A 25,696-nucleotide genomic window follows, 5' to 3' on the forward strand; every position below is an offset into this window, starting at 1 on the left:
GCCCGGGCCTGTTCGGTCCGGGCCCCGGGTCCGTGGCGGCGGGGTGTCGTGGTCCCGGGGCGGTGCGCGGCCGAGCCGCTCACCGGAGCCGTGACAGGACCTCGCCCCCAAGCCGCCGTACGTTCTCCTCCGTGGCGGCCAGATCGCCGGAACCCTCCACGAGGAGCGCGAAACGGGTGATGCCCGTGCGCTCGGAGGTCGCCGCGAGGCGGTCCGCGCACAGCCGGGGCGTGCCCACCGGGTGCAGCCCGCAGAGGAGTTCGGTGTAGGCCGCGGGATCGCGCATCGAGCGCTTGCGGTCGTCCACCGTGACATGGGCTTCCAGTCCCTGCCGCAGCCAGCCCGGCATGGCTTTCTGCAGCGTCTCCACGGCCTCCGTCCGCCGGTCCGCGATCTGCGCCACCCCGGCCGACACATGGGACGCGGCGGCGACCGCGATGTCGTCGGGGGAGTGGCCCGCGGCGAGCGCGTACGTACGCCACAGCGCGACCATCTCGGCCTTCTCCTCGTCCCCCACGTGCATGCCGAGAAGCATCGGCAGCCCGCGCCCGGCGGCCGTCCTGACGCTCGACGGCGAGGTGCACGCGACGACGACCTCGGGGCTCTCCCCGCCCGACAGGGCCTCCGACGGCCGCGGCACGACCGGGACTTCACGGAAGCCGAAACGCTCGGAACCACCCGCGACGGACGGCCGCCGCAACCAGCTCATCAGCAGATCGAGTGATTCCGGGAACCCGTGTTCGTACGCTTCGAGGCCCGTTCCGAAGACCTCCAGGTCGACCCACGGGCCGCCGCGCCCCACCCCGAGCGAGAAGCGTCCGCCCGAGGTCACGTGCAGCAGCGCGGCCTGTTCGCCGAGTGCCACCGGGTGCACGGTGGGCAGCACGCTGACCGCCGTGCCGACGCGGATGCGCCGGGTGCGGCCGAGCAGCAGCGCCGCCAGCGTCACGGCCGACGGACACGTGCCGTACGGCACGAAGTGGTGCTCGGCCAGCCACACCGTATCGAGCCCGGCCTCCTCGGCGACCTCCGCCGACCGCACCGCGCGGTGCAGCGCCTCGCCCTGCCCCTGACCGGGAAACTGGGCCGCCAGAACAAAACTTCCTACGCGCATCGCGCTCCTGCCTCCTTGTGCCGACGAGGCTCCCCCATCCCGCATAACCGTCTGACACGTGCCAAAGACACGGCTTGGCGGCGAGATAGGCCGATTGTCTGCAGAATGCGCCGGCCGTGCGGGAGGTCTGGGGGGATCGGTGACGTACGCGTACCCCTGGGAGGTCCGCGTAGGCTGGACGCGACCCCTGCTCCCTGTATAGCTCCGTGAGGTGTCCTGTGTCCCCGCGTCGCAACCGTCCCCACGTCGGTGGCTCCGGCCGGAGCGCGGACGCGGATCCGTCCGACCGGTACGGCGGCTGGCAGTCGGCCGAGAGCTGGCGGGGCGAGTCCTGGAGCGTGCGGCACGTGGCGGGAGCGAGCGCGCAGGGCAAGACCTACCGCTGCCCGGGCTGCGACCAGCAGATCCCCTCCGGCGTCCCGCACGTGGTCGCCTGGCCCGAGCACTCCGGGGTGGACGAGCGCCGCCACTGGCACAAGTCGTGCTGGAACGCGAAGGACCGCCGCACCACGAGAGTGCAGCGGTCCCGGAACGCGCCGAGGTTCTAGAAACCCGGCAGCCGCTCAGACGTCCCGTCGCTCAAGGAGCACGTAGGCGCCCGCGATCGCCGCCGCCGTCACACCGACGAGCAGGAGGAGCTGCGAACCGCCGGTGCCGTTGTCGGAGTCGAGCTCGAAGATCTTGGCGAGCGCGTTCGGAGCGTTGTAGTCCAGCATCTTCTCGCCGACCGTGCGCAGGCTCTCGGACATCATCAGGAACGCAGGCAGGATCGCCGGGACCAGCACCAGGCCGAGCATCGCGGTGATCGCGCCCGCGGAGTGCCGCAGCATCGAGCCCACGGCCAGCGCGAGCACGCCGAGCAGCGACACGTACAGCGCGCCCTTCAGGACGGTGCCGCCCCACGCGTTGTCCGGGTCCCCGCCGTGCATGCCCGAGGTGATCAGGCCGACGAACCCGATCGCGAGCGCCGACACGGCGAACGCGACGACGAAGAAGATCAGCAGCTTGGCGGTGAGCACCCGGTGGCGCTGGGGCGAGGCCGTGAACGTCGTACGGATCATGCCCGTGCCGTACTCGGACGAGACCACCAGCACGCCCAGGGTGATCAGGCAGATCTGTCCGAGGATCAGCCCGAAGAACGCGGGGATCGTGTACGGGACGTCGGCGTAGTCGTTGTCCTTCGTCTGGCCGGCCACGAGCAGGCCGATCCCCACGACCAGGAGCAGGAAGACGCCGAGCGTCCACATCGTGGAGCGCACCGACTTGATCTTCGTCCACTCCGAGGTGAGCGCGTGCCCGAGATGGGTGCGCGTGATCGGAATCGGCGAGGTGTACGAAGTCCCGGGCGTCTGCTGCCAGTTCGGGGCAGGGGCGGCCTGCTGGTGCGTCTGGGGCGGCTGGGGCGTACTCATCGGGCGTCCTCGGGCTTGGTCAGGTCGGGGGCGGCGGGCTGCGCAGGGGCCGGCTGGGCGGGCTGGGCGTACGGGTTGGGCTCCCCGGCGCCGGGGACGCCCGGAGCGCCGTAGGGGCCCGCGGGCGGCTGTCCCTGGGGCATCGCGAACGGCTGCCCGCCGTGCTGGGGCGACGGCGGCGCGTACCAGCCCGGCTGGCCCTGTCCCGGCACCGGCATCTGCGGCGGCGGCATCGCCCCCGGCGGCAGCTGCTGCTGCAGGCCCGCGCGCTGGTCGGTGGTGGAGCGGTAGTCGACGGCGCCCTGCGTCATCCGCATGTACGCCTCCTCCAGCGAGGCCTGGTGCGGGGACAGCTCCCACAGCCGTACGTCCGCGTCGTGGGCGAGGTCGCTGATGCGGGGGAGCGGCAGCCCGGTGACGCGCAGCCCGCCGTCCTGCTCCGGCATCACCTGACCGCCCGCCTCGGTGAGCGCGGCCGTCAGCTTCTCGCGCTGGGCGGGGTCGGTCCCGGGGGTGCGCACCCGCGCGAAGTCGGCCGAGTTGGCCGAGATGAAGTCGCGCACGCTCATGTCGGAGAGCAGCTGACCGCGGCCGATCACGATGAGGTGGTCGGCCGTGACGGCCATCTCGCTCATCAGATGCGAGGAGACGAAGACGGTCCGGCCCTCCGCGGCCAGCGACTTCATCAGGTTGCGCACCCAGAGGATGCCCTCGGGGTCGAGTCCGTTGACCGGTTCGTCGAAGAGCAGCACCTGCGGGTCGCCGAGCAGCGCGGCGGCGATGCCGAGCCGCTGGCCCATGCCGAGCGAGAAGCCCTTGGAGCGCTTCTTCGCCACGTCCTGCAGACCGACGACCCCGAGCACCTCGTCCACCCGGCGGGCCGGGATGCCCGACAGCTGCGCCAGGCACAGCAGGTGGTTGCGGGCGTGCCGGCCGCCGTGCACGGCCTTGGCGTCGAGCAGTGCGCCGACCTGGCGCGGGGCGTTGGGCAGCCTGCGGTACGGGTAGCCGCCGATCGTCACCTGCCCGGCGCTGGGGTTGTCCAGCCCGAGAATCATCCGCATGGTCGTGGACTTGCCCGACCCGTTGGGGCCGAGGAAGCCGGTGACCGAGCCCGGCCTGACCTGGAAGGAAAGGTTGTACACGGCCGTCTTGTCGCCGTAGCGCTTCGTCAGGCCGACTGCCTCGATCATTCTCCGCACCCATCGAAAGGTTCAGGACGTCGGGGCACACGCCCCCGTAAGGGTTAGGAGGATATCGGGGCGCTGACGGTTCCCTTCAAGAGCGGGTAAAAAACCTCGCGCTACGCGTCCCGTCTCTTCAGCAGTACGTACCCGCCGACGAGGGCGGCGACGACCCACAGCACCATGATGCCCAGCCCTCCCCAGGGGCCGTACGGCACGTCGTCGTCGAGCGGGGTGACCACCTGCATGATCTTGCTGCCGGCCTGGTCGGGCAGGAATCTGCCGATCTTCTTGGTGGCGGAGACGTTGCCGAGGACGGCGGAGATCAGGAAGAAGAACGGCATCAGGATGCCCAGGGACAGCATCGGGCTGCGGAGCATCGTGGCGACGGCCATCGAGAAGACGGCGATGAGGGTCATGTAGAGGCCGCCGCCGATGACCGCCCGCAGGACGCCCGGGTCGCCGATCGACGCCTTGTGGGGGCCGAGCATCGCCTGGCCGAGGAAGAACGCGACGAAACTGGTCACGAGGCCGACGAGGAAGGCCAGCCCGGTCGCCACCGCGATCTTGCCGAACAGGAACGTGCCGCGCCGCGGGACGGCGGCGAGCGAGGTGCGGATCATGCCGGTGCTGTACTCGTTGGACACCACCAGCACGCCGAACACGATCATCGCCAGCTGGCCGAGGCTCATCCCGGCGAAGCTGGTGTAGGTGGGATCGAAGGAGAGCCGGTCCTTCGCGTCCATCTTGTCGAACTCGTTCTTCGACAGCAGCGAGATCAGCACACCGAGCGCGACGGTCACCACGGCGGCGAGGCTCAGCGTCCACAGTGTGGACGCCACCGAGCGGATCTTGGTCCACTCGGACCTCAGGACCTGGGTCGCGGCCATGGAGTCAGCCCTTCTTCCAGTCGTTGCCCCACCGGGGCCCGGGCGCCGGCGGTCCGGGCTGCTCGCCGGGGAGGGGCGGCGGCGGGGCGCCGAGCGGGGCGCCGGTGTGCGCGTGGTACTCCACCGACTCCGCCGTGAGCTGCATGAACGCCTCCTCCAGGGAGGCCTGCTGAGGGCTCAGCTCGTGCAGCGTGATCCCGTTCCGCGCGGCCAGCTCACCGATGTCCTCGGGCCGGTACCCGTCCACCTCCAGTGTCCCGACGCCGGTTTCCACGACGACGATCCCGTCCCGGTGCAGCACGTCGAGCAGCAGCTCACGCTGGGGTGACCGGATGCGTACGTACGAGCGGGAGTTCTCCCGGATGAAGTCGGCCATGGAGGTGTCGGCGAGCAGCCGGCCCTGGCCGATCACGACGAGATGGTCGGCGGTCAGCGCCATCTCGCTCATCAGATGCGAGGAGACGAAGACGGTACGTCCCTGGGCGGCGAGGGACTTCATCAGATTCCGGATCCAGTGGATGCCCTCGGGGTCGAGCCCGTTGACCGGCTCGTCGAACATCAGGATCCGGGGGTCGCCGAGCAGCGCGCCCGCGATGCCGAGCCGCTGGCCCATGCCGAGCGAGAAGCCCTTGGCCTTCTTCTTCGCCACCGCGGTGAGGCCGACGGTGTCCAGGACCTCGTGCACCCGGCCGCGCGGGATGCCGTTGCTCTGCGCGAGGCACAGGAGGTGGTTGAAGGCGCTGCGACCGCCGTGCATGGCCTTGGCGTCGAGCAGGGCGCCGATGTACGTCAGCGGGTCCTTGAGCCGGTCGTAGTGCTCCCCGTCGATCCGGACGTCACCCGCGGTCGGCCGGTCGAGCCCGAGCATCATCCGCATGGTCGTGGACTTGCCGGCGCCGTTCGGCCCGAGGAACCCGGTGACGATCCCGGGCCGCACGGCGAACGTCAGCTGATTCACGGCCATCTTCTCGCCGTACCGCTTGGTCAGCCCCTCAACCTCGATCATGCCCCCAAGCTAAAACGCGACAAAGCCCCCTGCCACCGGAGTGGCAGAGGGCTTCGATTCGGTTCAGGTGGCCCCGACAGGGGCGCGAGGCTGTTTCGATGTGCGGCTCCGCCGCGTGGGCGCGGCCAGCCACAGCCCCGATAGGGGCGCGGGGAACTGCGCGGCCAGCCACGGCAGGCCCGCAGATCCCCCCAGCCTCAACCCGACAGACCCGACCCGTAAGGGTCAGCGCCTAGCGGGACTGCTGTGCCGGCACCCCACGAGTGATCGGCTCGTCCTCGGCGGGCGACCCGGCCGCAGCGACCGCCGCACCCGTGAGCGTCGCCAGCATCTCGCGCACATTCGTGAGCTGCGCGTTGATCGAGTCACGCCGGTTCGTCAGCGCCGCGAGCTCGCGCTCGGACTCCGACCGGATCCGGTCGGCCTTCGCGTTCGCGTCGGCCACGATGTCCTCGGCCTGCCGCTGAGCCGTCTCGACGGTCTGACGGGCCCGCCGCTCGGCGTCCGTGCGCAGCTTCTCGGCCTCGAGCCGAAGCTGCTCCGCACGGTGCTCGATCTCCGCGAGGCGCTTCTCGGCCTTGGCCTGACGCGAAGCCAGGTCACGCTCGGACTGCTCACGGCGCTTGGCGAGGTTCGTCTCGAAGTCGGCGGCGGCCTGCGCGGCCTTCGCGCGGGTCTCCTCGAAGAGGGCGTCCGCCTCCTCGCGCTTCGACTGGGCGTCCTTCGTCGCCTCCTGACGGAGCTGCGAGGCGTCCGTCTTGGCCTTCTCGACGATCCGGACGCCTTCGTCCTCCGCCTTGGACTTGCGGTCCGCAGCGAACGATTCTGCGTCGTTGCGCACCTGCTGAGCCGCCGACTCGGCGAGCTCACGGTGCTGCTCCGCCGCGCGACGGGCCTCCTCGCGCAGGTCCTTGGCCTCCTCCTCGGCGAGGCGGAGGATCTTCTCGACGCGGGCACCGAGGCCGGCGTACGACGGCTCGGCGTCGCTCACCTGCGCCTGGGCGTTCTGCGTTTCGAGATGGAGTTCCTCGATGCGCTTTTCGAGAGCAGTGATGCGGGCCAGAGCGCTGTCACGGTCGGAGACGAGCTTCGAAATGCGTTCGTCCACCTGAGCGCGGTCGTACCCACGCCGCACAAGCTCGAAGCCGTAGGGGGAAGTGTCGCTCATGGGGTTCCTGTCGAATGAGACCGGTGAGGTGATAGGTGGAATCCTAGGGGCCAAAACGGTGTGTCATCGAGCAGTAGCCCGATTGATATGGAGAATGACACCCTTTTTGGTGGCTAACGGCCGGAACGCTTGCCAGGGAGCTTCACCGAAGCCCCCCGGCATGCACGGAAGTTGCCCATCTGGCTAGCCCTCGGACGGCTTGCCACCCGAACGGGTCGCACCGGCCGCCGCGCCCGCTTTGACGCCACCGTCCTTGCCACCCGACGGCGCCTCAAAGGATTCCAACGCCTCCAGGACGTCCTGGACACGGGAGATCTCGGCATTGATGTCCTGCCGACGGCGGACCAGCACCTCCAGCTCCCGCTTGCCCTCCTCGACCGCGGCCCGCGCCTCGCGCACCGCCTCGGACCTGATCGCCTCGGCCTCCGCGATGAGCGCGGCCTTCTTCTGCTCGGCCTCCTTGAGGAGCCCCTCCGCCTTCTTCACCGCGGCGATCCGGACCTTGCTCGCCTCCGAACCGGCCTCCGACACGAGGTCCTTGGCCTTCGCCTCGGCCTCCTTCAGCTGGTCCTCGGCGGCCCTGATCAGCGCGTCGCAGCGGTCGCCCGCCGCCTTCATCGTCTCGGCGGACTCCCGGCGGGCCCGGTCGTGCAGCTCCTCGATCTCGCTCGTGATCCGGTCGCGCAGCTCCTCGGCTCGTTCCCTTATGGCCGTCGCGTCCCGGCGCGCGCCGACCAGCAGCTCGTCGGCGTCCGCCCGGGCCCGCTCCACCCGGGTGTTGCCCTCGATCGTCGCCTCGGCCAGCAGCCGCTCCGCCTCGTTGCGCGCGGCGCCCACCATCGAGTCGGCCTGCGCCTCCGCGTCCGCGGTGGTCTTGTGCGCGGTCTGCTGCGACTCCGAGAGCAGCTTGTCGGCCTCGGCGGTCGTCTCCGTGATCAGCTTGTCGACCTGCTCGGCCGCCTCGGAACGCCGCTTGTTGGCCTCCTTGCGCGCCTTGTCCAGCGTGTCGTCGGCCTCGTCGCGGGCGTTCGACATCAGGCGGTCGGCCTCCTGGGCGGCCTCGGCCTTGAAGCGCTGGGCCTCCGACCTGATCCGCTCGGCGTGCTGCTGCGCGGAGCCGACCGTCTCGGCCGCCTCGGCACGCAGCCGCTCCGCGTCTCCCGTCGCGTCCGAGATCAGCTTCTCGGCCTTCGCCACGGACTCGGCGCGGACCCGCTCCGCCTCCTGGTTCGTCTCCGCGGTGAGCCGCTCGACCTCGGCCGTCGTCTCGGTGATGAGGGTGTCCGCCTGCGTCGCGGCGTCCGACCGGATGCGGTTGGCGTCCTCCCGGGCCTCGGCCCGGGAACGCGAGGCGTCCTGCTCGGCCGACGCGATGGCGTCGGAGGCCTCCGTACGCGCCCGCTGCAGATGCTCCGAGGCGTCCGAACGCAGCCGCTCGGACTCCGCGATCGCCTCCGCGACCGTGCGCTCCGCGAGGGACTTGGCGGCCTCCGCCTCGTCCCGCGCCTCGCGCCGGACCCGGTTGCCGTCCTCGGTCGCCCGCTCCCGCTCGGCGTACGCGTCGGCGCGGACCCGGTCGGCCTCCTCCTGCGCCTCCGTGCGCAGCCGCTCCGCCACGTGCTCGGCGGCGCTGCGCAGACCCGAGATCTCCTCCTGGGCCTGCTCGTGCAGCCCGGCCACGGCGTCGCGCACCTGCTGGGCGGTCTGCTCGGCGGCCGACACCATCTCGGTCGCCCGGCGGTCCGCCTCCTCGACCAGCCGTACGGCCTCGGTCTGGGCCTCCTCCACACGGTTGCGCGCCGAGGCCAGCAGTTCCTCGCTCTGCTCGCGGGCCCGCTCGCGCTCCTGGTCGGCCTCCTGGCGCGCGGCGCCCAGCAGCTCCTCGGCCTCGCGGCGGCGCCTGGCCGCCTCCTCCTGGGCCGCGGACAGCGCCTCGGCGGCCTCCGTGGCCAGCCGCTCGGCGGCGGCCTGTGCCTCGGCGCGTACGCGGTCGGCGGTGTCCTGTGCCTCCGTCTTGAGCCGCTCGGCCTCCACCGCGGCGTCCGAACGCAGCCGGACGGCGATGGCCTCGCCCTCGGCACGGGACGCGGACGCGTCCGAGGCGGCCTCGGTGCGCAGCCGCTCGGCCTCCGTCTCGGCCTGCGCCTGGAGCGTACGGATCCGCTCGGCGGCCTCGCCGCGCAGCCGGTCGATCTCCTCGGCGGCCTCGCGGCGGATCCGCTCGGACTCCGCGCGCGCTTCGGTCAGCGCCTGCTCGGCGGAGGCGAGACGCTCCTCGGCCTCCGTGTGCAGCCGGGCCAGCCCCTCGGCCGCCTCGGCCTGCCGGGCCGCTATGGCCCGCTCGGTGTCCTCGTGCAGCTCGGCGGCGGCCCGCTCGGCCTCCGCCTTGATCTCCTCGGACTGCTCGACGGCCTCCGTGCGGTGCCGTTCGGCCTCCGCGCGGGTGCGCTCCAGGGTCTCCTCGGCCTGCCGGCGCAGCGTCGTGGCGCGCTCGATGGCCTCGGTGCGGACCCGCTGGCTCTCCGTCGTGGCGTTCGAGCGCAGCTCGTCCGCGTCGGCCTTCGCCTTGGACAGCAGCTCCTCGGCGGTCCTGGCCGCCTCCTCGATCTGCTGGACGGCCTCGCGCCGGGCCTCGGAGCGGATCCGCTCGCCCTCTTCGTTGGCGTCCGCCCGCAGCTGCTCGGCGTCGCCGCGCAGCCTGCGCGCCTCCTCCTGCAGCTCGACCGTCTTGGCGCGGTACTCCTTGGTGTCGTCCTTCGCCGTGCCCTTGAGCTGCTCGGCGATGTCGTGCGCCTCCGCGCGCAGCCGGTCCGCCTCGGCCTCGGCCTCGGCGCGGATGCGCTCGGCCTCCTCGGAGGCGGCCCTGGTGGTCGCCTTGGCGTCCTCGGACGCCTTGGTCAGGACCTCCTCGGCGGTACGGGCCGCCTTGGCGAGCTGGGACGCGGTCTCCTCGGCGGTGAGACTGCGGGCGTCCTTCTCGGCGTCCGCGACGATCTTCTCGGCCTTGGCGCGGGCGTCCGCGACGACCTGCTCGGCCTCGGCCTTGGTGGTCTCGGCCTCCTTGACGGCCTCGCCGACCAGCCGGGCGACCTGCTCCTTGGCCGTACGCGTGCGCTGTTCGTTCGCCGACTCGGCGCTGGAGAGCGCCTTGGCCGCGGCCTCCTTGGCCTCGGCGAGCACCTTCTCCGCCTCGGCACGGGCCTCGCGCAGCGCCGCCTCGGCCTCGTTGATGCGCTGCTCGGCGGCGCGGCTCAGCTCGCCGGCCTGACGGCGGGCGTTGTCCGAGTCGGACGCGGTCGAGCTGCGCAGTTGCTCGGCGTGCTCGGTGGCCTCCTGGGCCTGCGTCGACGCCGCGGTCAGCAGCCGCTCGGCGTCGGTGCGGGCCCGGCGCAGCAGCGCCTCGGCCTCCGCGCGGGCCCGCTCGGCGTCGCTCTGCAGCCGCTGGCGGGCCTCTCCCGTGATCCGCTCGGCCTCCGCGCGGGCGGCGGCCAGGGCCTGCTCGGCCTCGCCGCGCGACTCGTCGGCCAGCCGGCGGGCCTGCTGCTCGCTGCGGGCCCGCAGCTGCTCGGCCCACGCCACGTTCTCGTTGACGTGCGACTCGACGCTCTGCCGGCGCTCGGCCAGCTCCTGGTCGAGCTGCTGGCGGCGGGTGACCGCCTCCTGATGCAGCTCCGCCTGGAGACGGGCGGCCTGCTCCGCGTGCTCCTGCAGGATCCGCTGCGTCTGCGCGCGGGCCTGGCTCAGCTCCCGCTCGGCGTCCTGGCGCAGCTGATCGGCCTGAACCTGCGCATTACGGAGCATCTGCTCGGCCTGATAGCCGATGTCGGCGCTGTCGTAGGCAGGCCGGGTCGCCAGACTGCGGCGCGCCTCGTGCAGCTTGGCGCGCAGCACCTCGACCTGATAGCCGAGGTCCTCGGCGTGCTGGACGGCCTTCTCCCGCTCGGTCTTCAGCCGTTCCATCTCGGCCTCGAACCGAGAGAGGTGGTCGACGTCAGCCGCCGGCTCTCGCTCCTGGCGTTCGTAGCCCCGCACTGCGCGGTCCCATCCGTCCCCTGGTCGCAAGTCTCTCCAAACGAGCACCGTCCATCCGCCGGACAGGGCCCCCGGGGAATGGTGTCAGATCAACGGCGGAGCACGCGCTGCTCCCCCGACGCTCGTCCCCCGAAACCTGGACCCCGGCCCTCGGATCCTGACGATGAGGACCCGGACCGCCCCGAAGAGGCGACGGCCGTGCCCAACCCTACCGGCCCAGATATACGGAGGTCAGTGCTCAGGTGACTCAACTGGCGCCGAAGTGACCAGTTCTGTCAGGACGCCATGGCAATCCTTCGGGTGCAGAAAGGTGATCCGGGAGCCCATCGAACCCGTGCGCGGCTCGTCGTACAGCACGCGTACGCCCTTGTCCCGGACGGAGGCCGCGTCCCCGTCGACGTCGGCGGTGCCGAAGGCGATGTGATGCACGCCCTCACCGTTCTTGGCCAGCCACTTTCCGACCGCGGAGTCCTCGCGGGTGGGTTCCAGGAGCTGCAGGTAGGAGGCGCCGCCGTCGGACGTCCCATTGATCTTGAGCATGGCCTCGCGCACGCCCTGCTCCTCGTTGACCTCGGTGTGGTGCACCTCGAAGCCGTACGTGGCCCGGTAGAACTCGACGGTCGCGTCGAGGTCGAAACAGGCGATCCCGATGTGGTCGATTCGCGTCAGCATGCTGTCAGTGCAGCGCTCCGACGGCGGTTACGCAACGTGCGCGCGATCACACGCCGGGCCGGATGACGGCTGGCCTACCGCTCAGTACCTTCTTCAGTAAACCCTCGTTCACTCCTCGGCTGTGCAAGCTGGAAGGGGATCGCTCCTCATGTCTGGAACGAACAACACCACCTCCGTCATCGTTGCGGGTGCACGCACCCCGATGGGGCGGCTGCTCGGCTCCCTGAAGTCCTTCTCGGGAGCCGACCTCGGTGGATTCGCGATCAAGGCCGCCCTCGACCGTGCGGGCATCGACGGCGGCCAGGTGCAGTACGTGATCATGGGCCAGGTGCTCCAGGCCGGGGCAGGGCAGATCCCGGCACGCCAGGCCGCCGTCAAGGCGGGCATCCCGATGAGCGTTCCGGCGCTCACCGTCAACAAGGTGTGCCTGTCCGGCCTCGACGCCATCGCGCTCGCCGACCAGCTGATCCGCGCCGGTGAGTTCGACATCGTGGTCGCGGGCGGCCAGGAGTCGATGACCAACGCCCCCCACCTGCTGCCGAAGTCCCGCGAGGGCTACAAGTACGGCGCGATCGAGATGCTCGACGCGATGGCGCACGACGGGCTGACCGACGCCTTCGAGAACATCGCCATGGGCGAGTCCACGGAGAAGCACAACACCCGCCTGGGCATCCTGCGGCCCGAGCAGGACGAGATCGCCGCCCTCTCCCACCAGCGGGCCGCCGCCGCGCAGAAGAACGGCACCTTCGAGGCGGAGATCACCCCCGTGGAGATCCCGCAGCGCAAGGGCGAGCCCGTCGTCCTCAGCCAGGACGAGGGCATCCGCGGCGAGACGACCTCCGAGTCGCTCGGCCGGCTGCGCCCCGCCTTCACCAAGGACGGCACGATCACGGCGGGCTCTGCCTCGCAGATCTCCGACGGCGCCGCCGCGGTGGTCGTCATGAGCAAGGCCAGGGCCGAGGAGCTGGGCCTGGACTGGATCGCCGAGATCGGCGCGCACGGAAACGTCGCGGGACCCGACAACTCTTTGCAGTCGCAGCCGTCGAACGCCATCCAGCACGCCCTGAAGAAGGAGGGCATCGGCGTCGAGGATCTTGACCTGATCGAGATCAACGAGGCCTTCGCCGCCGTCGCGGTCCAGTCGATGAAGGACCTCGGCGTGTCCACGGAAAAGGTGAACGTCAACGGCGGCGCCATCGCGCTGGGCCACCCGATCGGCATGTCCGGCGCCCGGCTCGTCCTGCACCTCGCCCTCGAACTGAAGCGGCGCGGCGGCGGCGTGGGCGCGGCGGCGCTGTGCGGGGGCGGCGGCCAGGGCGACGCGCTGATCGTGCGGGTACCCAAGGGCTGACGCACGTACGAGACCGGCCGCCCGACCCTTTGAACGGAGCTGTGATGCAGGACGTCCCCTCGCTGGTGGCCGCGGCCAGGGAAGGCCGGCCGCGGGCCGTGGCCCGGCTGATCTCCCTGGTGGAGGGGGCGTCCCCGCAACTGCGCGAGGTCATGGCCGCGCTCGCCCCGCTCGCGGGCAACGCGTACGTCGTCGGCCTCACCGGATCACCCGGCGTCGGCAAGTCGACCTCCACCTCGGCCCTGGTGTCCGCCTACCGGCGGCAGGGCAAGCGGGTCGGCGTCCTCGCCGTCGACCCGTCGTCGCCGTTCTCCGGCGGCGCGCTGCTCGGCGACCGCGTCCGGATGTCGGACCATGCCTCCGACCCCGGCGTCTACATCCGCTCGATGGCCACCCGCGGACACCTCGGCGGGCTCGCGTGGGCCGCGCCGCAGGCCGTCCGGGTCCTGGACGCGGCCGGCTGCGACGTCGTCCTCGTCGAAACCGTGGGCGTCGGCCAGTCCGAAGTGGAGATCGCCTCCCAGGCGGACACGAGCGTGGTCCTGCTGGCCCCCGGCATGGGCGACGGCATCCAGGCGGCCAAGGCCGGAATCCTGGAGATCGGCGACGTGTACGTGGTCAACAAGGCCGACCGGGACGGGGCCGACGCGACGGCCCGCGAGCTGAACCACATGCTCGGGCTCGGCGAGTCCCGTGGGCCCGGGGACTGGCGGCCCCCCATCGTGAAGACGGTGGCCGCGCGCGGGGAGGGCATCGACGAGGTCGTCGAGGCGCTGGAGAAGCACCGGGCGTGGATGGAGGAGCGGGGGGAGCTGGCCGCGCGGCGGCTCGCGCGCGCGTCCCGTGAGGTCGAGACGATCGCGGTCACGGCGCTGCGGGAGCGGATCGCGGACCTGCACGGTGACCGACGCCTCGGCGCACTCGCCGAGCGGATCGTCTCGGGCGACCTGGACCCGTACCGGGCGGCGGACTCCCTGGTGGAAGCCCTGGCGGAGAGCTGATCCCCTGGGGCTGCGCCCCAGACCCCCTGTCGCGCTTGCGCGCTCGTCCTCGAACGCCGGACGGGCTGGATTTCCAGCCCGTCCGGCGTTCGAGGACAAAGGGAGCGTGGGAACGTCAGTCGTTCGAGCGGTCCGCGGTGATCTTGCCGGAGCCGGCGTCGACCCTCCAGTCGCTGCCGGTGCCGTTCGCCGCGGTGGTGTCGACCTCCCAGGCCTTGTCCGCGCTCTCCTCGTCGAGGTCGACGGAGGTCACCGTGCCCTTGGCGGCACCGGCCTCCGCGGCCTCGGCGGCGGTCACGGAGCTGCCCTTCAGCGCGTCACGGATCTGCGCGGTCTCGGCGGCGTCGTCACCGTCGTCGTCCCGGTCGACGTGGGAGCCGAGGACCTTGCCGGTGGCCGGGTCGACCTGGACGCTGTGCCAGGCGCCGCCGTTCGTGAGGATGTCCACGTCCCACACGTGCTTCGTGCCCTCGTCGTCCAGGTCGGCCGAGACCGCCGTGCCGGCCGTGTTCTTCAGCGCCGCCTTGATCGCGTCGGCGGCATCGACCTTCGCGGCCTTGGCGTCGGTGGCGTTCTCGGCCTTGTCCTCGGCGTCCTCGCCGGTGTCCTTCGCGGCCCGGTCCTCGGCCGCGTCGGCCTTGTCCTCCGCCTTGTCGTCCGCGTCGTTGTCGTCCGTGTCGTTCGCATCGGCGTCGTCGTCACGGCCGGTGTCGTCGTTCGACACCCGCACGTCGGACTTCTTCGTCGGCGCCTCGTCGTCACCCGCGACCGCGATGGCGGTCGCGGTGCCGCCGCCGATCAGGACAGCGGCCGTGACGGTGGCGATGACGATGTTGCGCTTCATGGGGATTCCTCCAGAATGCGACTGGCTGCAACCAGTAACGGATGGTGTCGCCGGTTGCAGGCGGCTTGTGTGCCTCGTCTGCTGTTCGACAGGACCCAAGGTGGCCGACCGACGCTGAAGCGGGCCTGAAGCCGCCTGAAGGCTTCTTCAGGTTGGGTTTGCGACTCTTTACGCATGCGCCTGTTGATCGTGGAGGATGAGAAGCGGCTCGCCCTGTCGCTCGCCAGGGGCCTGACGGCCGAGGGGTACGCCGTGGACGTCGTCCACGACGGCCTGGAGGGGCTGCACATGGCAGGCGAGGGCTCGTACGACCTCGTGATCCTCGACATCATGCTGCCCGGGATGAACGGCTACCGCGTGTGCGGCGCCCTGCGCGCCGCGGGCCATGACGTGCCGATCCTGATGCTCACCGCCAAGGACGGCGAGTACGACGAGGCGGAGGGCCTCGACACGGGCGCCGACGACTATCTGACCAAGCCCTTCTCGTACGTCGTCCTGGTCGCCCGGGTGAAGGCGCTGCTGCGGCGGCGCGGCCCGTCGGGCGGAGCCTCACCCGTGTACGAGGTCGGGAACCTGAAGGTCGACACCGCCTCCCGGCGGGTGTTCCTCGCGGACGGCGAGATCACCTTGACCACCAAGGAGTTCTCCGTGCTGGAGCAGCTCGCCGTGCGGGCCGGGGAGGTCGTGTCGAAGGCCGACATCCTGGAGCACGTCTGGGACTTCGCGTACGAGGGAGACCCGAACATCGTCGAGGTCTACATCAGCACCCTGCGCCGCAAGCTCGGCCCGGAGCTCATCAGGACCGTACGCGGGGCCGGGTACAGACTGGAGGTACGGGCATGAGGCGGCGCATGAGGTCGGTACGGGCCCGCGCCACGCTCGCCGCGACCCTCGTCGTCGCCGTGGCCCTGGTCGCGGCCGGCGCCGCCGTGCTGCTCGCGCTGCGGGCCAGCCTCATCAGCCAGGCGGACACCGAGGCCGACTCGGTGGCCCGCAACGCCGCCTCGGCGCTGTCGAACGGGTTCGCGTACAAGGATCTCGACCTGCCGGACGGCGACGAGAACCCCGTCGAGGTCCTCGACGGAAAGGGCAAGGCGGTCGCCCGCGGCGAGGACGTCGAGGGCATGAGCGTGGTCGCCAAAGCCTCGGAGCGGCTGAACTCCGTCGCCAACGACGACGCCGGCGACACCGACGAGGGGGTGGCGGACGAGGAGGACGCCCTCGACGACGGCGACATCGCCGACGAGACCTGGTACGGCGAGGGCACCGCGACCGTCGAAGGGGAGACGGGCGACTACCGGTTCGCCGCGGTCGACGTGGTCACGAAGGGGGGCGTCCCGCTCACCGTCTACGCGGGCGCTCCGCTCTCCGCCGAACAGGGCGCCGTCGGCACGGCGTCGACAGCCATGCTGATCGGCCTGCCCGTGCTGCTGGTGACGGTCAGCGGGGTGACGTACGTCGTCACCAGGCGGGCGCTGCGCCCCGTGGAGGGGATCCGTGCGGAGATGGCCGCCATCACGGCCTCCGAGGATCTCTCGCGGCGCGTCCCCGAGCCCGGTACCCATGACGAGGTCGCCCGCCTCGCCCGTACGACGAACGAGACGCTCGCCGCCCTGGAGGCCTCGGTGGAGCGGCAGCGCGCGTTCGTCGCCGACGCCTCGCACGAGCTGCGCAGCCCCATCGCCTCGCTGCGCACCCAGCTCGAAGTGGGCGCCGCGCACCCGGAGCTGCTCGATGTCGAAGGCGCCGTCGAGGACACCGTACGGCTGCAGCGGCTCGCCGCCGATCTGCTGCTGCTCGCCCGGCTGGACGCGGGGGAGCGGTCGGCGGACGCCCGCCTCGACCTGGCCGCACTCGTCCGTACGGAGACCGGGAAGCGGGCCGTGGACCGGGTCGACGTGTCCCTGGACGTGGAGGCGGTGGAAGTGAACGGATCCCGCGGTCAGCTGTCGCGGGTGCTCGGCAATCTGCTGGACAACGCACAGCGGCACACGCGGTCGTCGGTCGCCGTGAGCGTGCGGCGGGTGGGGGAGTGGGCGCTTCTCGAAGTCGCCGACGACGGGGCGGGGGTGCCAGCCGATGAGCGGGAGCGGGTCTTCGAGCGGTTCGTGCGGCTCGATGAGGCTCGGGCGCGGGATGACGGCGGGGCGGGTCTTGGGCTTGCCATCGCGCGGGATGTGGCTGTCCGCCATGGTGGGTCGCTCACCGTGCGGGACGCGCCGGCAGGCGGAGCTCTGTTCGAGCTCCGGCTGCCTGTGGCCTGAGCGGCCCGCTGCGCCGTTCCGCGCGCCCCCAAAGGATTGCGCCGTTCCCCGCGCCCCTCAAAGACTGCGCCGTTCCCCGCGCCCCTGGAGGGCGTCCCCTCAGGGGCGGCCCCGCTGTCCCCGTAGGTGTTCTGCGATGGGGGTCAGGGATTTGTGGAGTTCCTGCAGTGCCTCCGGTGAGAGGAGGTCGATGAAGTGTCGCCGCACGGACCCCACGTGGTGGGGGGCGACCTTCCGCATCGTCTCCAGGCCGTGGTCCGTGAGCACCGCGAACAGCCCGCGGCGGTCGGACTCGCAGTTCTCCCGCCGGACCAGGTCCGCGTTCTCCATGCGGGTGATCTGGTGCGAAAGGCGGCTCTTGGACTGGAGGGTGGCGGACGCGAGGTCGCTCATCCGCATCCGTACGCCCTCCGACTCGGAGAGGTTCACCAGGATCTCGTAGTCGTTCATCGTCAGGCCGAACGGCTGGAGGTCTCTTTCGAGCTGATACGTCAACAGCCTGTTGACCTCCAGGTGGGTGCGCCATGCGCACTGCTCCGCATCGGTCAGCCAGCGGGTGGCCGTCTCGGTCTCCATGAATCAAGTCTACCTAAAAGGTTGAAATGCGAACTAGTGAGGGTGGTGTGACGACGTGCACACGTTCGACGTCACACTCCGCAGACTACCGCTCACAGCCCGAAGCGACGCTGGAGGTCCCCGAGCTGTCCGGGAAGACGCGGTGCGCCGCCCGGCTGACCCTGGTGACCTGGCCCCCCGCCGCCCCCCGGCACTCCCGGCTCGTTCGGCAGCACCCCCGCCGCCTGCTCCGCCATCAGTGCCTCGCTGGACTGCAGCAGCACCGTGCCGGCCCCCACGAACTCGAACTGGTGCTCCTCGCCGGAGGCTCCGCCGATGCCCGTCATCGCACGTAGACCGCCCATCAGGCCTGTCATGTACCCGTGGTCGTAGTGATGGCAGGGCGAGGGGCAGTCGGCCCAGCCGACCAAGGCCTGCGGGTCGACCCGGATGGGGGGTTCCATGAACACCACGGGGCCGTTCGACGCGGCGACGAACTTGCCCGTTCCGATGAGCGTCAGGAAGCCCGGCACGATCGACTGCTTGAGCGCGAGACTTGGCTGAAAAGCGAGGAGGTTGCCCGAGCGAATGGTCAGGTTGCCCTCCTCCAGGTCGAAGGAATTCACATCGAACGCCCGGTCGGCGAGCAGCATCTTGCCCGAGCCGGACGCCACCACCCAGTCGCTCGCGTGCAACGGCGAATGGAAGGACGTTCGCACGAGGCGGTCGAGGCGGCCGTGCCCGATGCCGTTGAACTCCATCGAGCCGTAGTAGGCGATCATCTTGCCCTTCTGCAGGAACCACTCGCTCCCCTTGAGCTCCACGCAGAAGGTGTACGCGTTCACGTTGTCGTCGACCGGCAGGGTCGCCGGGTCGTGGATCACGGGGCCCGTGCCCGGGTAGGTGGTCACAGCTTCTCCTCCGACGCCTGCACGTACACCGCGCCGCTGCCGCTCAGCTCCAGCTGGAAGGCCTCGCCCGAACCGCGGCCGACCAGATCGCGCAGACCGAGCGCGCTGGACAGCTTGTTGCGGACGTCCCCGTGATGGGCGACGTACGCCTGCGGGTCCACGTGGACCGGGCGCTGCGGGCTGATGGGGACCTCGATGACCCCGCCGTGCGCCATGACGGCGACGGAGCCGTGACCCTTGAGGGTCGTGGTGAACAGACCCTGCCCCGTCACCTGACCGCGCACCATGCCCATGACCCCGCCCTGCGAGCCCATGAACATCGTGCCCTGGGTCAGGGTGCCGTCGAAGGCCAGCAGCCGGTCCGCCTCCACGTACAGGGTGTCCCCTGCGAGGGTGATCACCTGGATGTGGTGGCCGCCGTGTCCGAACAGGACCGTGCCGGCGCCCTCCACGGTCATCAGGGGCGCCGCCTCGCCGGCCGCCCGGCGGCCGATCATCGACATGACGCCGCCCTGGCCGCTCTGCAGGTTGGGGGTGAAGGAGACCTCGCCCTTGTAGGCGAGCATCGCGCCGCGCTGGCTGAACAGCGTCTGGCCCGGGGCCACGGTGGCCTCGATCATCTTCGAGTTGATCTCACGGAAGGGCATGTCACACGTCTCCCGCGATCGAGTTGCGCTCACTGGGCTGCACGTAGACGACTCCGTCGCCCTCGAAACGGATCTGGAAGGCCTCGCCGCCGCCCTCGCCCATGAACGTGCGGAACGTCACGCCGGACTGGAAGGACTGCCGCAGATTGCCCTGATGGGCGATGTACGCGCCAGGGTCGACGGTGAGCGGGTACTGCGAGCTGACCCGCAGCACGACCGCCGGGCCGTCGGACATGATCGCCGCCTGGCCGTGGCCCTCGATCGTCGTCGTGAAGAGCCCGTTGCCCTGCGAGGCGCCTCTGAGTCCCGTGAAGGACGTGCCCGTGCGCAGGCCCGCGTCGGTCGCGAGGAGGTTGCTCGACTCGACGAAGAGTTTGTCGCCCTGGAGGCTCACGAGGTTGATCTCGCTCGCCCGGTCGGCGAACCAGCACGTGCCCTGGCCCTTCACCTCCATGAGGGTCATCTGCTCGCCGGTGATCCGGCGCGTCACCATGCCGCGGATGCCTTCGCCGCCGCCGCTGAGTTTCTTGAAGGCCATCTGACCGTCGTACGCGACCATGGAGCCGTTCTTCGCCTTCACGGCGTCGCCGGTCATGTCGACGGCCAGCACCTTGCTGCCTTGTAGTCGGAACATCGCCACGAGGTGAAGGTATCGGGCGGGATGTCCCCGCCGACAGGTCCCCGTACCCCTGAGGCGGGCCGCCGGCCCTCCAATGCCACAATGGACGGACGCTTGTGCGCTCATTCACAAACACCGAAGGTGACCCGTGGACATCAAGACCGCCTCCGCCCTCCGCCGCCTCCGACTGGTCTCCGGACCGGAGGCCGTCTCGTTCCTGCTGCTGCTCGTGTGTTCGGTGCTGAAGCGGACCACGGACTTCAACGCGGTGCCGGTGATGGGCATGGTCCACGGAGTCCTCTTCGTGCTGTACGTGATCTTCTGGGCCGACGCGTGGAACCGGGCGAAGTGGGGGCTGAGGACCGCAGCGCTCTACTTCGTGCTGTCCGTGCTGCCGACCGGCGGCTTCTTCGCCGAGCGCAAGCTCAAGGGTGAGGCCGAGGCCGCGGTCATCAAGTCCCGTGCGCGCAACGAGGGGATCGTGGGCGCATGATCGTCGCCTTTTCCGTGACGCCGCTCGGGGTCAGCGAGGACGTGGGGGAGTACGTGGCCGACGCGGTGCGGGTCGTCCGTGAGTCGGGGCTCCCGAACCGGACGGACGCCATGTTCACCTCGCTGGAGGGCGAGTGGGATGAGGTGATGGACGTGGTGCGGCGGGCGGTCGCGGCCGTCGAGGCGCGGGCGCCGCGGGTGTCGTTGATCCTGAAGGCGGACATTCGGCCGGGGGTGACGGACGGGCTGACGTCCAAGGTGTCCACGGTGGAGCGCCACTTGTCCGCGTGAGGGTGGCTTTGCACCTCCGGTGCGGGGGTCCGTTGCCGACTGCGGCCCAGTAGGGGGAACCCGCGCAGTTCTCCGCGCCCCTAAAGGAAGGCAGCCCCCTCCGCCGTAGGTGAGCCCTGACACCCACCTGGACCCCCTCCGTTCGACACGCCGACGTAATGCCACTTCTGTGTGGGTATCGGCTTGTTCGATCACTGGGCACTGGAGGGCGCTGTGCGGCCGGAGGGCTACGACTACGACACCCACAGCAGGTTGGCCGGACCGCTCACGGAGCCGTCCGGCTCGGCCTACCGGGTGCAGTACACCAAGCTCCTGTCGAGCGAGCCGCACCGAATACGAGCCGTCCTGCTCATGACGCTCGCCCCGGTGCTCACCGGACTGCTGCTGGTCTATCTCGTGTGGCCCACCCACTGGGTGGAGCGTGAGGGCGGCGCCCGCTGGCTGGTCGGCCTCGACATCACGATGCTCGTGGCGATCGGCCTGATCGAGCTCTTCATGGTCGTCAACGTCGTGTCGATCGCGCACGCGACGATGGTCGCGAGGGATCCCGTTCCCGTCACCCCCGCCGAGGGCACCCGGGTCGCCTTCCTGACCACGTTCGTCCCCGGCAAGGAACCGCTCTCGATGGTCCGCGCCACCCTCGAAGCGGCCGTCAGGGTCACCCACACCGGCCCGCTCGACGTCTGGCTCCTGGACGAGGGCGACGACGAACGTGCCAAGGCGCTCTGCGAGGAGCTCGGCGTCCGGCACTTCACCCGGCACGGCGTCCCCGAGTGGAACAGGGCCAAGGGCGTCCACAAGACCCGTACCAAGCACGGCAACTACAACGCGTGGATCGCGATGCACGGCGGCGGTTACGACTTCTTCGCCTCCGTCGACACGGACCACGTCCCGCTCCCGGAGTTCCTGGAACGGATGATGGGCTACTTCCGCGACCCGGACGTCGCCTTCGTCGTCGGCCCGCAGGTGTACGGCAACTACACCACCCCAGTCACCAAGGCGGCCGAGTCCCAGCAGTTCCTCTTCCACGCCCTGATCCAGCGCGCCGGCAACCGCTACCGCGCGCCCATGTTCGTCGGCACCAACAACGTCGTACGGATCGCGGCCGTCAAGCAGGTCGGCGGCCTGTACGACTCCATCACCGAGGACATGGCCACCGGCTTCGAGATGCACCGGCACAAGAACCCGAGGACCGGTCACCACTGGCAGTCCGTCTACACCCCCGACGTGCTCGCCGTCGGTGAGGGCCCCGCCTCCTGGACCGACTTCTTCACCCAGCAGATGCGCTGGTCGCGCGGCACCTACGAGACGCTGTTCAAGCAGTACTGGAAGGCACCCTTCACGATGCCGCCGGGACGGCTGTTCTCGTACACGCTGATGCTCGTCTACTACCCGATGACGGCCGTCAACTGGCTGCTGGGCATCCTCAGCTGCGTCCTGTTCCTGTGCTTCGGCGCGTCCGGCACCCAGGTCTCGGCCTCCCTGTGGCTGATGCTCTACAGCGACGCCGCCGCACTCCAGGTCGGTCTGTATCTGTGGAACCGGCGGCACAACGTCTCCCCGCACGAGCCGGAGGGGTCGGGAGGTCTGGCGGGGATGGCGATGTCGGCCCTGTCCGCGCCCATCTACCTGAAGTCCCTGGGCGCGGCCCTCGTCCGCCGTCCCAGCCGGTTCGTCATCACCCCCAAGGGCAGCGACGCCAGCCCCGACCGCGTCGCCACCTTCCGTATCCATCTCTTCTGGGCGACGGTCCTGACGTCGTCCCTGGTCGCGTCGTTCGTGCTCGACCACACCCACGCCGCCATGCGCACCTGGGCGGTCCTCGCGCTGGCCATCTCCCTCGCCCCGGTGGCGGTGTGGACCACCACCCGCGCCAGGGCCCGCAGGGCGGAGCAGCACCTCGTGCCCGCCGTCCGGATCAGTGAAACGGCCGAGCCCGCCCCGGCCCTCGCGGGCAGCGCCGCCGCCGGAACGGTCTCCAGCAGTACGACAGGAGGTAGCTAGGCCATGGCCCACCGGCCCCTGAAGATCTCGAAGAAGATGTTTCCGCAGAGGACGTTTTCGAAGAAGTCGCTTTCGAAGAAGACCCAGAAGCGGCTGCTCGGCGTGGGTGGCGTCGCGCTGCTCGCCGGACTCAACGCGCCGGCCGCCATCGGCTTCGCCTCGGAGCAGTACTACGAGTACAAGATCGCCCAGCCCGGCTACCAGGCGAAGTACGGCTCGTGGAAGCGGCTCGACATCCCCGAGGAGTTCCGCACCAACGCCATCCACGCGGCGCTCCTGCACACCGGCAAGGTGCTGATCGTCGCGGGCTCCGGCAACGAGCAGAAGAAGTTCGACAAGGGGTCCTTCGACACCGTGCTGTGGGATCCGAAGGCCGACACCTTCAAGAAGATCGCCACCCCGGCCGACTTCTTCTGCGGGGGGCACGCCCAACTGCCCAGCGGCCGGCTGCTCGTGGCCGGCGGCACGGCCCGCTACGAACGGCTCGACGGCGAGGTCGAGCGGGCCGGCGGCGGTATGCGGGTGAAGAACGAGAACCCGGACAAGACCATCGCGCTCAAGAAGGGCACCCGGTTCCGCTCGCCCTCCGGCGTCGAGTACGTCAGCCGCGTCGACGTCACCGTGCCCAAGGCCAAGCGCACCCAGGAGATCACCTACAACAGGGCCGGCGTCATGCAGCCCTGGAAGACGAAGGTCGAGGCGAGCGAGGCCCGGGTCTTCGTCGAGGCCGTCGAGGACGGTCCGGCGCCGGTCACGGACAAGCGCGCCCAGTACGAGATCCTCGGCCTCAAGGGAAAGGACGCCGACAACACCTACGGCCTCTCCGAGAAGATCACCATGGAGAAGCAGGACTTCCAGGGGATCAGGGCCGCCTACGAGTTCGACCCGACGGCGGAGAAGTACGTGCCCGTCGAGCCGATGGACAAGGCCCGCTGGTACCCGACGCTCGTCGGCCTCCAGAACGGGAAGGTGCTCGCGGTCTCCGGACTCGACGACGTCGGTGTGATCGACCCGGGCGACAACGAGATCTACGACCCGGGGACGAAGAAGTGGACCCCGGGGCCCAAGCGCTACTTCCCCACCTACCCGGCCCTCTTCCTCACCAAGGGCGGCAAGCTCTTCTACCCCGCCTCGAACGCCGGTTACGGACCCGCCGAACTCGGCCGCGACGCGGGTCTGTGGGACCTCAGGACCAACAAGTTCCAGAAGGTGCCCGGACTGGGCGACCCGGACGAGACGGAGACCTCGGCCTCGCTCCTGCTGCCGCCCGCCCAGGACCAGAAGGTGATGATCCTCGGCGGCGGAGGGGTCGGCGAGTCCAAGAAGTCGACCTCGCGCACGGCCGTCGTCGACCTCAAGAAGGCCAATCCCGCCTTCGAGGACGGCCCCGACCTGCCGCAGGGCACCCGCTATCTGAACAGCGTGATCATGCCGGACGACTCGGTGTTCACGTCCAACGGCTCCAAGGACTACCGGGGGCGCGGTGCCAGCAACATCCACAAGGCGCAGTTCTACGACCCGAAGTCCAACTCCTTCCGTACGGCCGCCTCGCCGAAGGTCGGCCGCAACTACCACTCCGAGGCGCTTCTGCTGCCCGACGGCCGGATCGCCACCTTCGGCTCCGACCCGCTCTTCGACGACCAGCAGAACACCAAGCTCGGGCACTTCGAGCAGCGCATGGAGATCTTCACTCCGCCCGCCCTGCACAAGAACGGCAAGGCCCGCCCCGTGCTCGGCGACGGACCGCAGGAGGTGGACGGCCAGGGCCGCGCCACCTTCGCGACCCGGCACCCGGAGAAGGTCGTGAACGCCCGGCTGATGCGGCCCAGCGCGGTCACGCACACCACGGACGTCGAGCAGCGGTCCATCGCGCTGGGGCTCACCCGGTCCAAGGACTCGGTGACCGTGGACGTACCGAAGGACCGGACGCTGGTTCCGCCCGGCTGGTACATGCTGTTCGTGTCGGACGCGGACGGGACGCCGTCCGAGGCGAAGTGGGTCCAGGTGAAGTGAGCTCCCGAGGGGCGGCCCGCCGCCTCCGGGTGACCTATCGGGACTTGGAGTTGCGGGCCAGGCCGAGCGCGTAGTCGGCCCACCACTGCCCGGCCGCGGGGCCTCCCCTGCACTGCCCGTCCGACTCGCCGGGCCGCTTGATCCACAGGTAGGCGTCCACGACCGGGTCGCCGGTGTCGGTGGTGGGCGGGGTGCCGAGCGCCCGGCCCGGCGGGTTGCACCAGGCCTGCGCGCGGTCGCCCCGCAGCGGGCCGTTGCCGTTGCGGCTGGTGTCCACGACGAAGTGCTTGCCGCCTAGCGCCTCCGAGAGGCGGCGGCCGTACTCCTTGGTGATCCCGTCCGTCTGGAAGTTGGAGACGTTCAGGGCGAAGCCGTCGGCGTTCGCGATCCCGGCCCGCCCGAGGGGCTCGACGAGCTTGAGCGGCTCCGCGATCCAGTCCGGGTTGCCCGCGTCCAGGTACACCTTCGTGTTCGGCTGCCGCTTCAGCCGCACGATCGCCTCGGAGAGCAACCGCTCACGTTGCGCGTGGTACTCGCCCGGTGTGCAGCCGTCCACCATGTGGGCGACCGCGTCGGGCTCCAGGACCACCAGGGCGGGGCTGTCGCCCAGGGCCTTCGCGAACCGGTCGATCCAGTCCCGGTAGGCGCTCGCGTCGTGCGCCCCGCCCGCCGAGTGCTGACCGCAGTCGCGGTGCGGGATGTCGTACGCCACGAACACGGGCGTCCGCCCGTCCCTGGCCGCCGCCTCCGCCACCGCCCCGATCCGCGCCTCGGGGTGGTCGCCGGCCGGCCACAGCGCCGCGGGCCGGTCCGCGATGCGCTTGAGCAGCTTCGCGTCGTTGCCCCGACCCTGCCGCTCCCACGCACGGGCCTGCCGGGCGGCGGGGCTCTGCGGGTCGATCCAGAACGGGGAGCCGGCGGCGGGGTCCGCCGCGCGGGACTCCTGGGCCGCGGCGGCCGGATCGGTCTCGGGCGAGGACGAACAGCCCGTCACGAGTCCCAGCGCGGCGGACGCGGCGGACGCGGCGAACACGGCGAGCGCCGCGCGGGTACGGGTGCGGGTACGGGTCGGCCGGAACATCCTGCCCCCTTGGGCGAAGGTGACCGTCAGTGACGGACGGTTTTCCGGTCATCGTGACATAGCGGGCCTATCGGGCACAGGTGCGACACCGCGACACCGCGACACTGCGCACCGCGAGACCGCGAGACCGCGACACCGCGAGGTG

Annotated in this window: 23 protein-coding genes; 9 read left to right on the plus strand and 14 right to left on the minus strand. The window is 70.7% G+C overall.

Annotated features, from left to right (window positions below; translation table 11 throughout):
- Nucleotides 1-79 precede the first annotated feature (79 nt).
- Entirely contained in the window at nt 80-1,114 is a 1,035-nt protein-coding gene (locus tag K3769_RS17175) for an LLM class flavin-dependent oxidoreductase (protein ID WP_267027296.1), read from the minus strand.
- A 218-nt stretch (nt 1,115-1,332) separates the two neighbouring features.
- On the opposite strand from K3769_RS17175, the gene K3769_RS17180 reads away from it, so the two are divergent.
- Entirely contained in the window at nt 1,333-1,662 is a 330-nt protein-coding gene (locus tag K3769_RS17180) for an Rv1322 family protein (protein ID WP_267027297.1), read from the plus strand.
- Between the two features lie 15 nt (nt 1,663-1,677).
- Here the strand turns inward: K3769_RS17180 and K3769_RS17185 are convergent, their stop codons facing one another.
- The 7 genes from K3769_RS17185 to mce all read right to left on the minus strand — a co-directional run bounded on the left by K3769_RS17185 (nt 1,678) and on the right by mce (nt 11,478).
- Entirely contained in the window at nt 1,678-2,526 is an 849-nt protein-coding gene (locus K3769_RS17185) for an ABC transporter permease (protein ID WP_267027298.1), read from the minus strand.
- Complete coding sequence (locus tag K3769_RS17190; RefSeq protein WP_267027299.1) at nt 2,523-3,719, minus strand: ABC transporter ATP-binding protein; 1,197 nt, start codon at nt 3,717-3,719, stop codon at nt 2,523-2,525. The genes K3769_RS17185 and K3769_RS17190 overlap by 4 nt, the downstream gene beginning before the upstream one ends.
- A gap of 110 nt (nt 3,720-3,829) precedes the next feature.
- The gene (locus K3769_RS17195; RefSeq protein ID WP_267027300.1) at nt 3,830-4,600 is read right to left on the minus strand and encodes an ABC transporter permease; all 771 of its coding nucleotides are present in this window, start codon (nt 4,598-4,600) and stop codon (nt 3,830-3,832) included.
- A gap of 4 nt (nt 4,601-4,604) precedes the next feature.
- Nucleotides 4,605-5,606 carry an ABC transporter ATP-binding protein gene (locus K3769_RS17200; RefSeq protein WP_267027301.1) on the minus strand — a complete coding sequence of 334 codons (1,002 nt, stop codon included), beginning with the start codon at nt 5,604-5,606 and terminating at the stop codon, nt 4,605-4,607.
- 232 nt (nt 5,607-5,838) lie between these two features.
- Nucleotides 5,839-6,774, minus strand: coding sequence for a coiled-coil domain-containing protein (locus K3769_RS17205; protein WP_107021278.1), 936 nt, complete (start codon nt 6,772-6,774; stop codon nt 5,839-5,841).
- A gap of 183 nt (nt 6,775-6,957) precedes the next feature.
- Nucleotides 6,958-10,806: a polarized growth protein Scy gene (gene scy / locus K3769_RS17210; RefSeq protein ID WP_267027302.1), complete on the minus strand. Its 3,849-nt coding sequence runs from the start codon at nt 10,804-10,806 to the stop codon at nt 6,958-6,960.
- Between the two features lie 231 nt (nt 10,807-11,037).
- Nucleotides 11,038-11,478 (minus strand): methylmalonyl-CoA epimerase, encoded by a 441-nt coding sequence (mce, locus tag K3769_RS17215; RefSeq protein ID WP_267027303.1) that lies wholly within the window; start codon nt 11,476-11,478, stop codon nt 11,038-11,040.
- 148 nt (nt 11,479-11,626) lie between these two features.
- Between mce and K3769_RS17220 the strand changes: the two genes are divergently transcribed.
- Nucleotides 11,627-12,829 carry an acetyl-CoA C-acetyltransferase gene (locus K3769_RS17220; RefSeq protein ID WP_267027304.1) on the plus strand — a complete coding sequence of 401 codons (1,203 nt, stop codon included), beginning with the start codon at nt 11,627-11,629 and terminating at the stop codon, nt 12,827-12,829.
- A gap of 44 nt (nt 12,830-12,873) precedes the next feature.
- Nucleotides 12,874-13,830, plus strand: a complete 957-nt coding sequence (meaB, locus tag K3769_RS17225) for a methylmalonyl Co-A mutase-associated GTPase MeaB (protein WP_267027305.1) — start codon at nt 12,874-12,876, stop codon at nt 13,828-13,830.
- A gap of 115 nt (nt 13,831-13,945) precedes the next feature.
- On the opposite strand, the gene K3769_RS17230 is transcribed toward meaB, so the two are convergent.
- Nucleotides 13,946-14,674, minus strand: coding sequence for a PepSY domain-containing protein (locus K3769_RS17230; protein ID WP_267027306.1), 729 nt, complete (start codon nt 14,672-14,674; stop codon nt 13,946-13,948).
- 174 nt (nt 14,675-14,848) lie between these two features.
- Between K3769_RS17230 and K3769_RS17235 the strand changes: the two genes are divergently transcribed.
- Nucleotides 14,849-15,517, plus strand: coding sequence for a response regulator transcription factor (locus K3769_RS17235; RefSeq protein WP_267027307.1), 669 nt, complete (start codon nt 14,849-14,851; stop codon nt 15,515-15,517).
- Nucleotides 15,514-16,938, plus strand: a complete 1,425-nt coding sequence (locus K3769_RS17240; protein ID WP_267027308.1) for a sensor histidine kinase — start codon at nt 15,514-15,516, stop codon at nt 16,936-16,938. Before K3769_RS17235 ends, K3769_RS17240 begins: the two co-directional genes overlap by 4 nt.
- Nucleotides 16,939-17,037: 99 nt before the next feature.
- Here the strand turns inward: K3769_RS17240 and K3769_RS17245 are convergent, their stop codons facing one another.
- From K3769_RS17245 to K3769_RS17260, 4 genes are all read right to left on the minus strand, one after another.
- The gene (locus tag K3769_RS17245; protein WP_267027309.1) at nt 17,038-17,514 is read right to left on the minus strand and encodes a MarR family winged helix-turn-helix transcriptional regulator; all 477 of its coding nucleotides are present in this window, start codon (nt 17,512-17,514) and stop codon (nt 17,038-17,040) included.
- A 92-nt stretch (nt 17,515-17,606) separates the two neighbouring features.
- On the minus strand, nt 17,607-18,404 hold the full coding sequence (locus K3769_RS17250; protein WP_267027310.1) for an AIM24 family protein: 798 nt from the start codon (nt 18,402-18,404) through the stop codon (nt 17,607-17,609).
- Nucleotides 18,401-19,051 (minus strand): AIM24 family protein, encoded by a 651-nt coding sequence (locus tag K3769_RS17255; protein WP_267027311.1) that lies wholly within the window; start codon nt 19,049-19,051, stop codon nt 18,401-18,403. Before K3769_RS17255 ends, K3769_RS17250 begins: the two co-directional genes overlap by 4 nt.
- Before the next feature lies 1 nt (nt 19,052).
- A complete protein-coding gene (locus tag K3769_RS17260) occupies nt 19,053-19,685 on the minus strand; it encodes an AIM24 family protein (RefSeq protein ID WP_267031415.1) in 633 nt (210 codons plus the stop codon).
- A 133-nt stretch (nt 19,686-19,818) separates the two neighbouring features.
- On the opposite strand from K3769_RS17260, the gene K3769_RS17265 reads away from it, so the two are divergent.
- The 4 genes from K3769_RS17265 to glxA all read left to right on the plus strand — a co-directional run bounded on the left by K3769_RS17265 (nt 19,819) and on the right by glxA (nt 24,470).
- Entirely contained in the window at nt 19,819-20,163 is a 345-nt protein-coding gene (locus K3769_RS17265) for a DUF3817 domain-containing protein (RefSeq protein WP_267027312.1), read from the plus strand.
- Nucleotides 20,160-20,453: an MTH1187 family thiamine-binding protein gene (locus K3769_RS17270; RefSeq protein WP_267027313.1), complete on the plus strand. Its 294-nt coding sequence runs from the start codon at nt 20,160-20,162 to the stop codon at nt 20,451-20,453. Before K3769_RS17265 ends, K3769_RS17270 begins: the two co-directional genes overlap by 4 nt.
- Before the next feature lie 213 nt (nt 20,454-20,666).
- Entirely contained in the window at nt 20,667-22,457 is a 1,791-nt protein-coding gene (locus tag K3769_RS17275; protein WP_267031416.1) for a glycosyltransferase family 2 protein, read from the plus strand.
- A 36-nt stretch (nt 22,458-22,493) separates the two neighbouring features.
- Entirely contained in the window at nt 22,494-24,470 is a 1,977-nt protein-coding gene (gene glxA, locus K3769_RS17280; RefSeq protein WP_267031417.1) for a radical copper oxidase GlxA, read from the plus strand.
- Between the two features lie 34 nt (nt 24,471-24,504).
- Here the strand turns inward: glxA and K3769_RS17285 are convergent, their stop codons facing one another.
- Nucleotides 24,505-25,551 (minus strand): glycoside hydrolase family 6 protein, encoded by a 1,047-nt coding sequence (locus K3769_RS17285; RefSeq protein WP_267027314.1) that lies wholly within the window; start codon nt 25,549-25,551, stop codon nt 24,505-24,507.
- Nucleotides 25,552-25,696 lie beyond the last annotated feature (145 nt).

The sequence above is a fragment of the Streptomyces ortus genome (genome assembly GCF_026341275.1).
GTDB lineage: Bacteria > Actinomycetota > Actinomycetes > Streptomycetales > Streptomycetaceae > Streptomyces > Streptomyces ortus.

Bases quoted from the DNA above. Each gene is read 5' to 3' on its own strand.
- K3769_RS17175 (WP_267027296.1), bottom strand. From the start codon at position 1,114: ATGCGCGTAGGAAGTTTTGTTCTGGCGGCCCAGTTTCCCGGTCAGGGG.
- K3769_RS17185 (WP_267027298.1), bottom strand. From the start codon at position 2,526: ATGAGTACGCCCCAGCCGCCCCAGACGCACCAGCAGGCCGCCCCTGCC.
- K3769_RS17190 (WP_267027299.1), bottom strand. From the start codon at position 3,719: ATGATCGAGGCAGTCGGCCTGACGAAGCGCTACGGCGACAAGACGGCC.
- K3769_RS17195 (WP_267027300.1), bottom strand. From the start codon at position 4,600: ATGGCCGCGACCCAGGTCCTGAGGTCCGAGTGGACCAAGATCCGCTCG.
- K3769_RS17200 (WP_267027301.1), bottom strand. From the start codon at position 5,606: ATGATCGAGGTTGAGGGGCTGACCAAGCGGTACGGCGAGAAGATGGCC.
- K3769_RS17205 (WP_107021278.1), bottom strand. From the start codon at position 6,774: ATGAGCGACACTTCCCCCTACGGCTTCGAGCTTGTGCGGCGTGGGTAC.
- mce (WP_267027303.1), bottom strand. From the start codon at position 11,478: ATGCTGACGCGAATCGACCACATCGGGATCGCCTGTTTCGACCTCGAC.
- K3769_RS17220 (WP_267027304.1), top strand. From the start codon at position 11,627: ATGTCTGGAACGAACAACACCACCTCCGTCATCGTTGCGGGTGCACGC.
- meaB (WP_267027305.1), top strand. From the start codon at position 12,874: ATGCAGGACGTCCCCTCGCTGGTGGCCGCGGCCAGGGAAGGCCGGCCG.
- K3769_RS17230 (WP_267027306.1), bottom strand. From the start codon at position 14,674: ATGAAGCGCAACATCGTCATCGCCACCGTCACGGCCGCTGTCCTGATC.
- K3769_RS17235 (WP_267027307.1), top strand. From the start codon at position 14,849: ATGCGCCTGTTGATCGTGGAGGATGAGAAGCGGCTCGCCCTGTCGCTC.
- K3769_RS17240 (WP_267027308.1), top strand. From the start codon at position 15,514: ATGAGGCGGCGCATGAGGTCGGTACGGGCCCGCGCCACGCTCGCCGCG.
- K3769_RS17245 (WP_267027309.1), bottom strand. From the start codon at position 17,514: ATGGAGACCGAGACGGCCACCCGCTGGCTGACCGATGCGGAGCAGTGC.
- K3769_RS17255 (WP_267027311.1), bottom strand. From the start codon at position 19,051: ATGCCCTTCCGTGAGATCAACTCGAAGATGATCGAGGCCACCGTGGCC.
- K3769_RS17260 (WP_267031415.1), bottom strand. From the start codon at position 19,685: ATGTTCCGACTACAAGGCAGCAAGGTGCTGGCCGTCGACATGACCGGC.
- K3769_RS17270 (WP_267027313.1), top strand. From the start codon at position 20,160: ATGATCGTCGCCTTTTCCGTGACGCCGCTCGGGGTCAGCGAGGACGTG.
- glxA (WP_267031417.1), top strand. From the start codon at position 22,494: ATGTTTCCGCAGAGGACGTTTTCGAAGAAGTCGCTTTCGAAGAAGACC.
- K3769_RS17285 (WP_267027314.1), bottom strand. From the start codon at position 25,551: ATGTTCCGGCCGACCCGTACCCGCACCCGTACCCGCGCGGCGCTCGCC.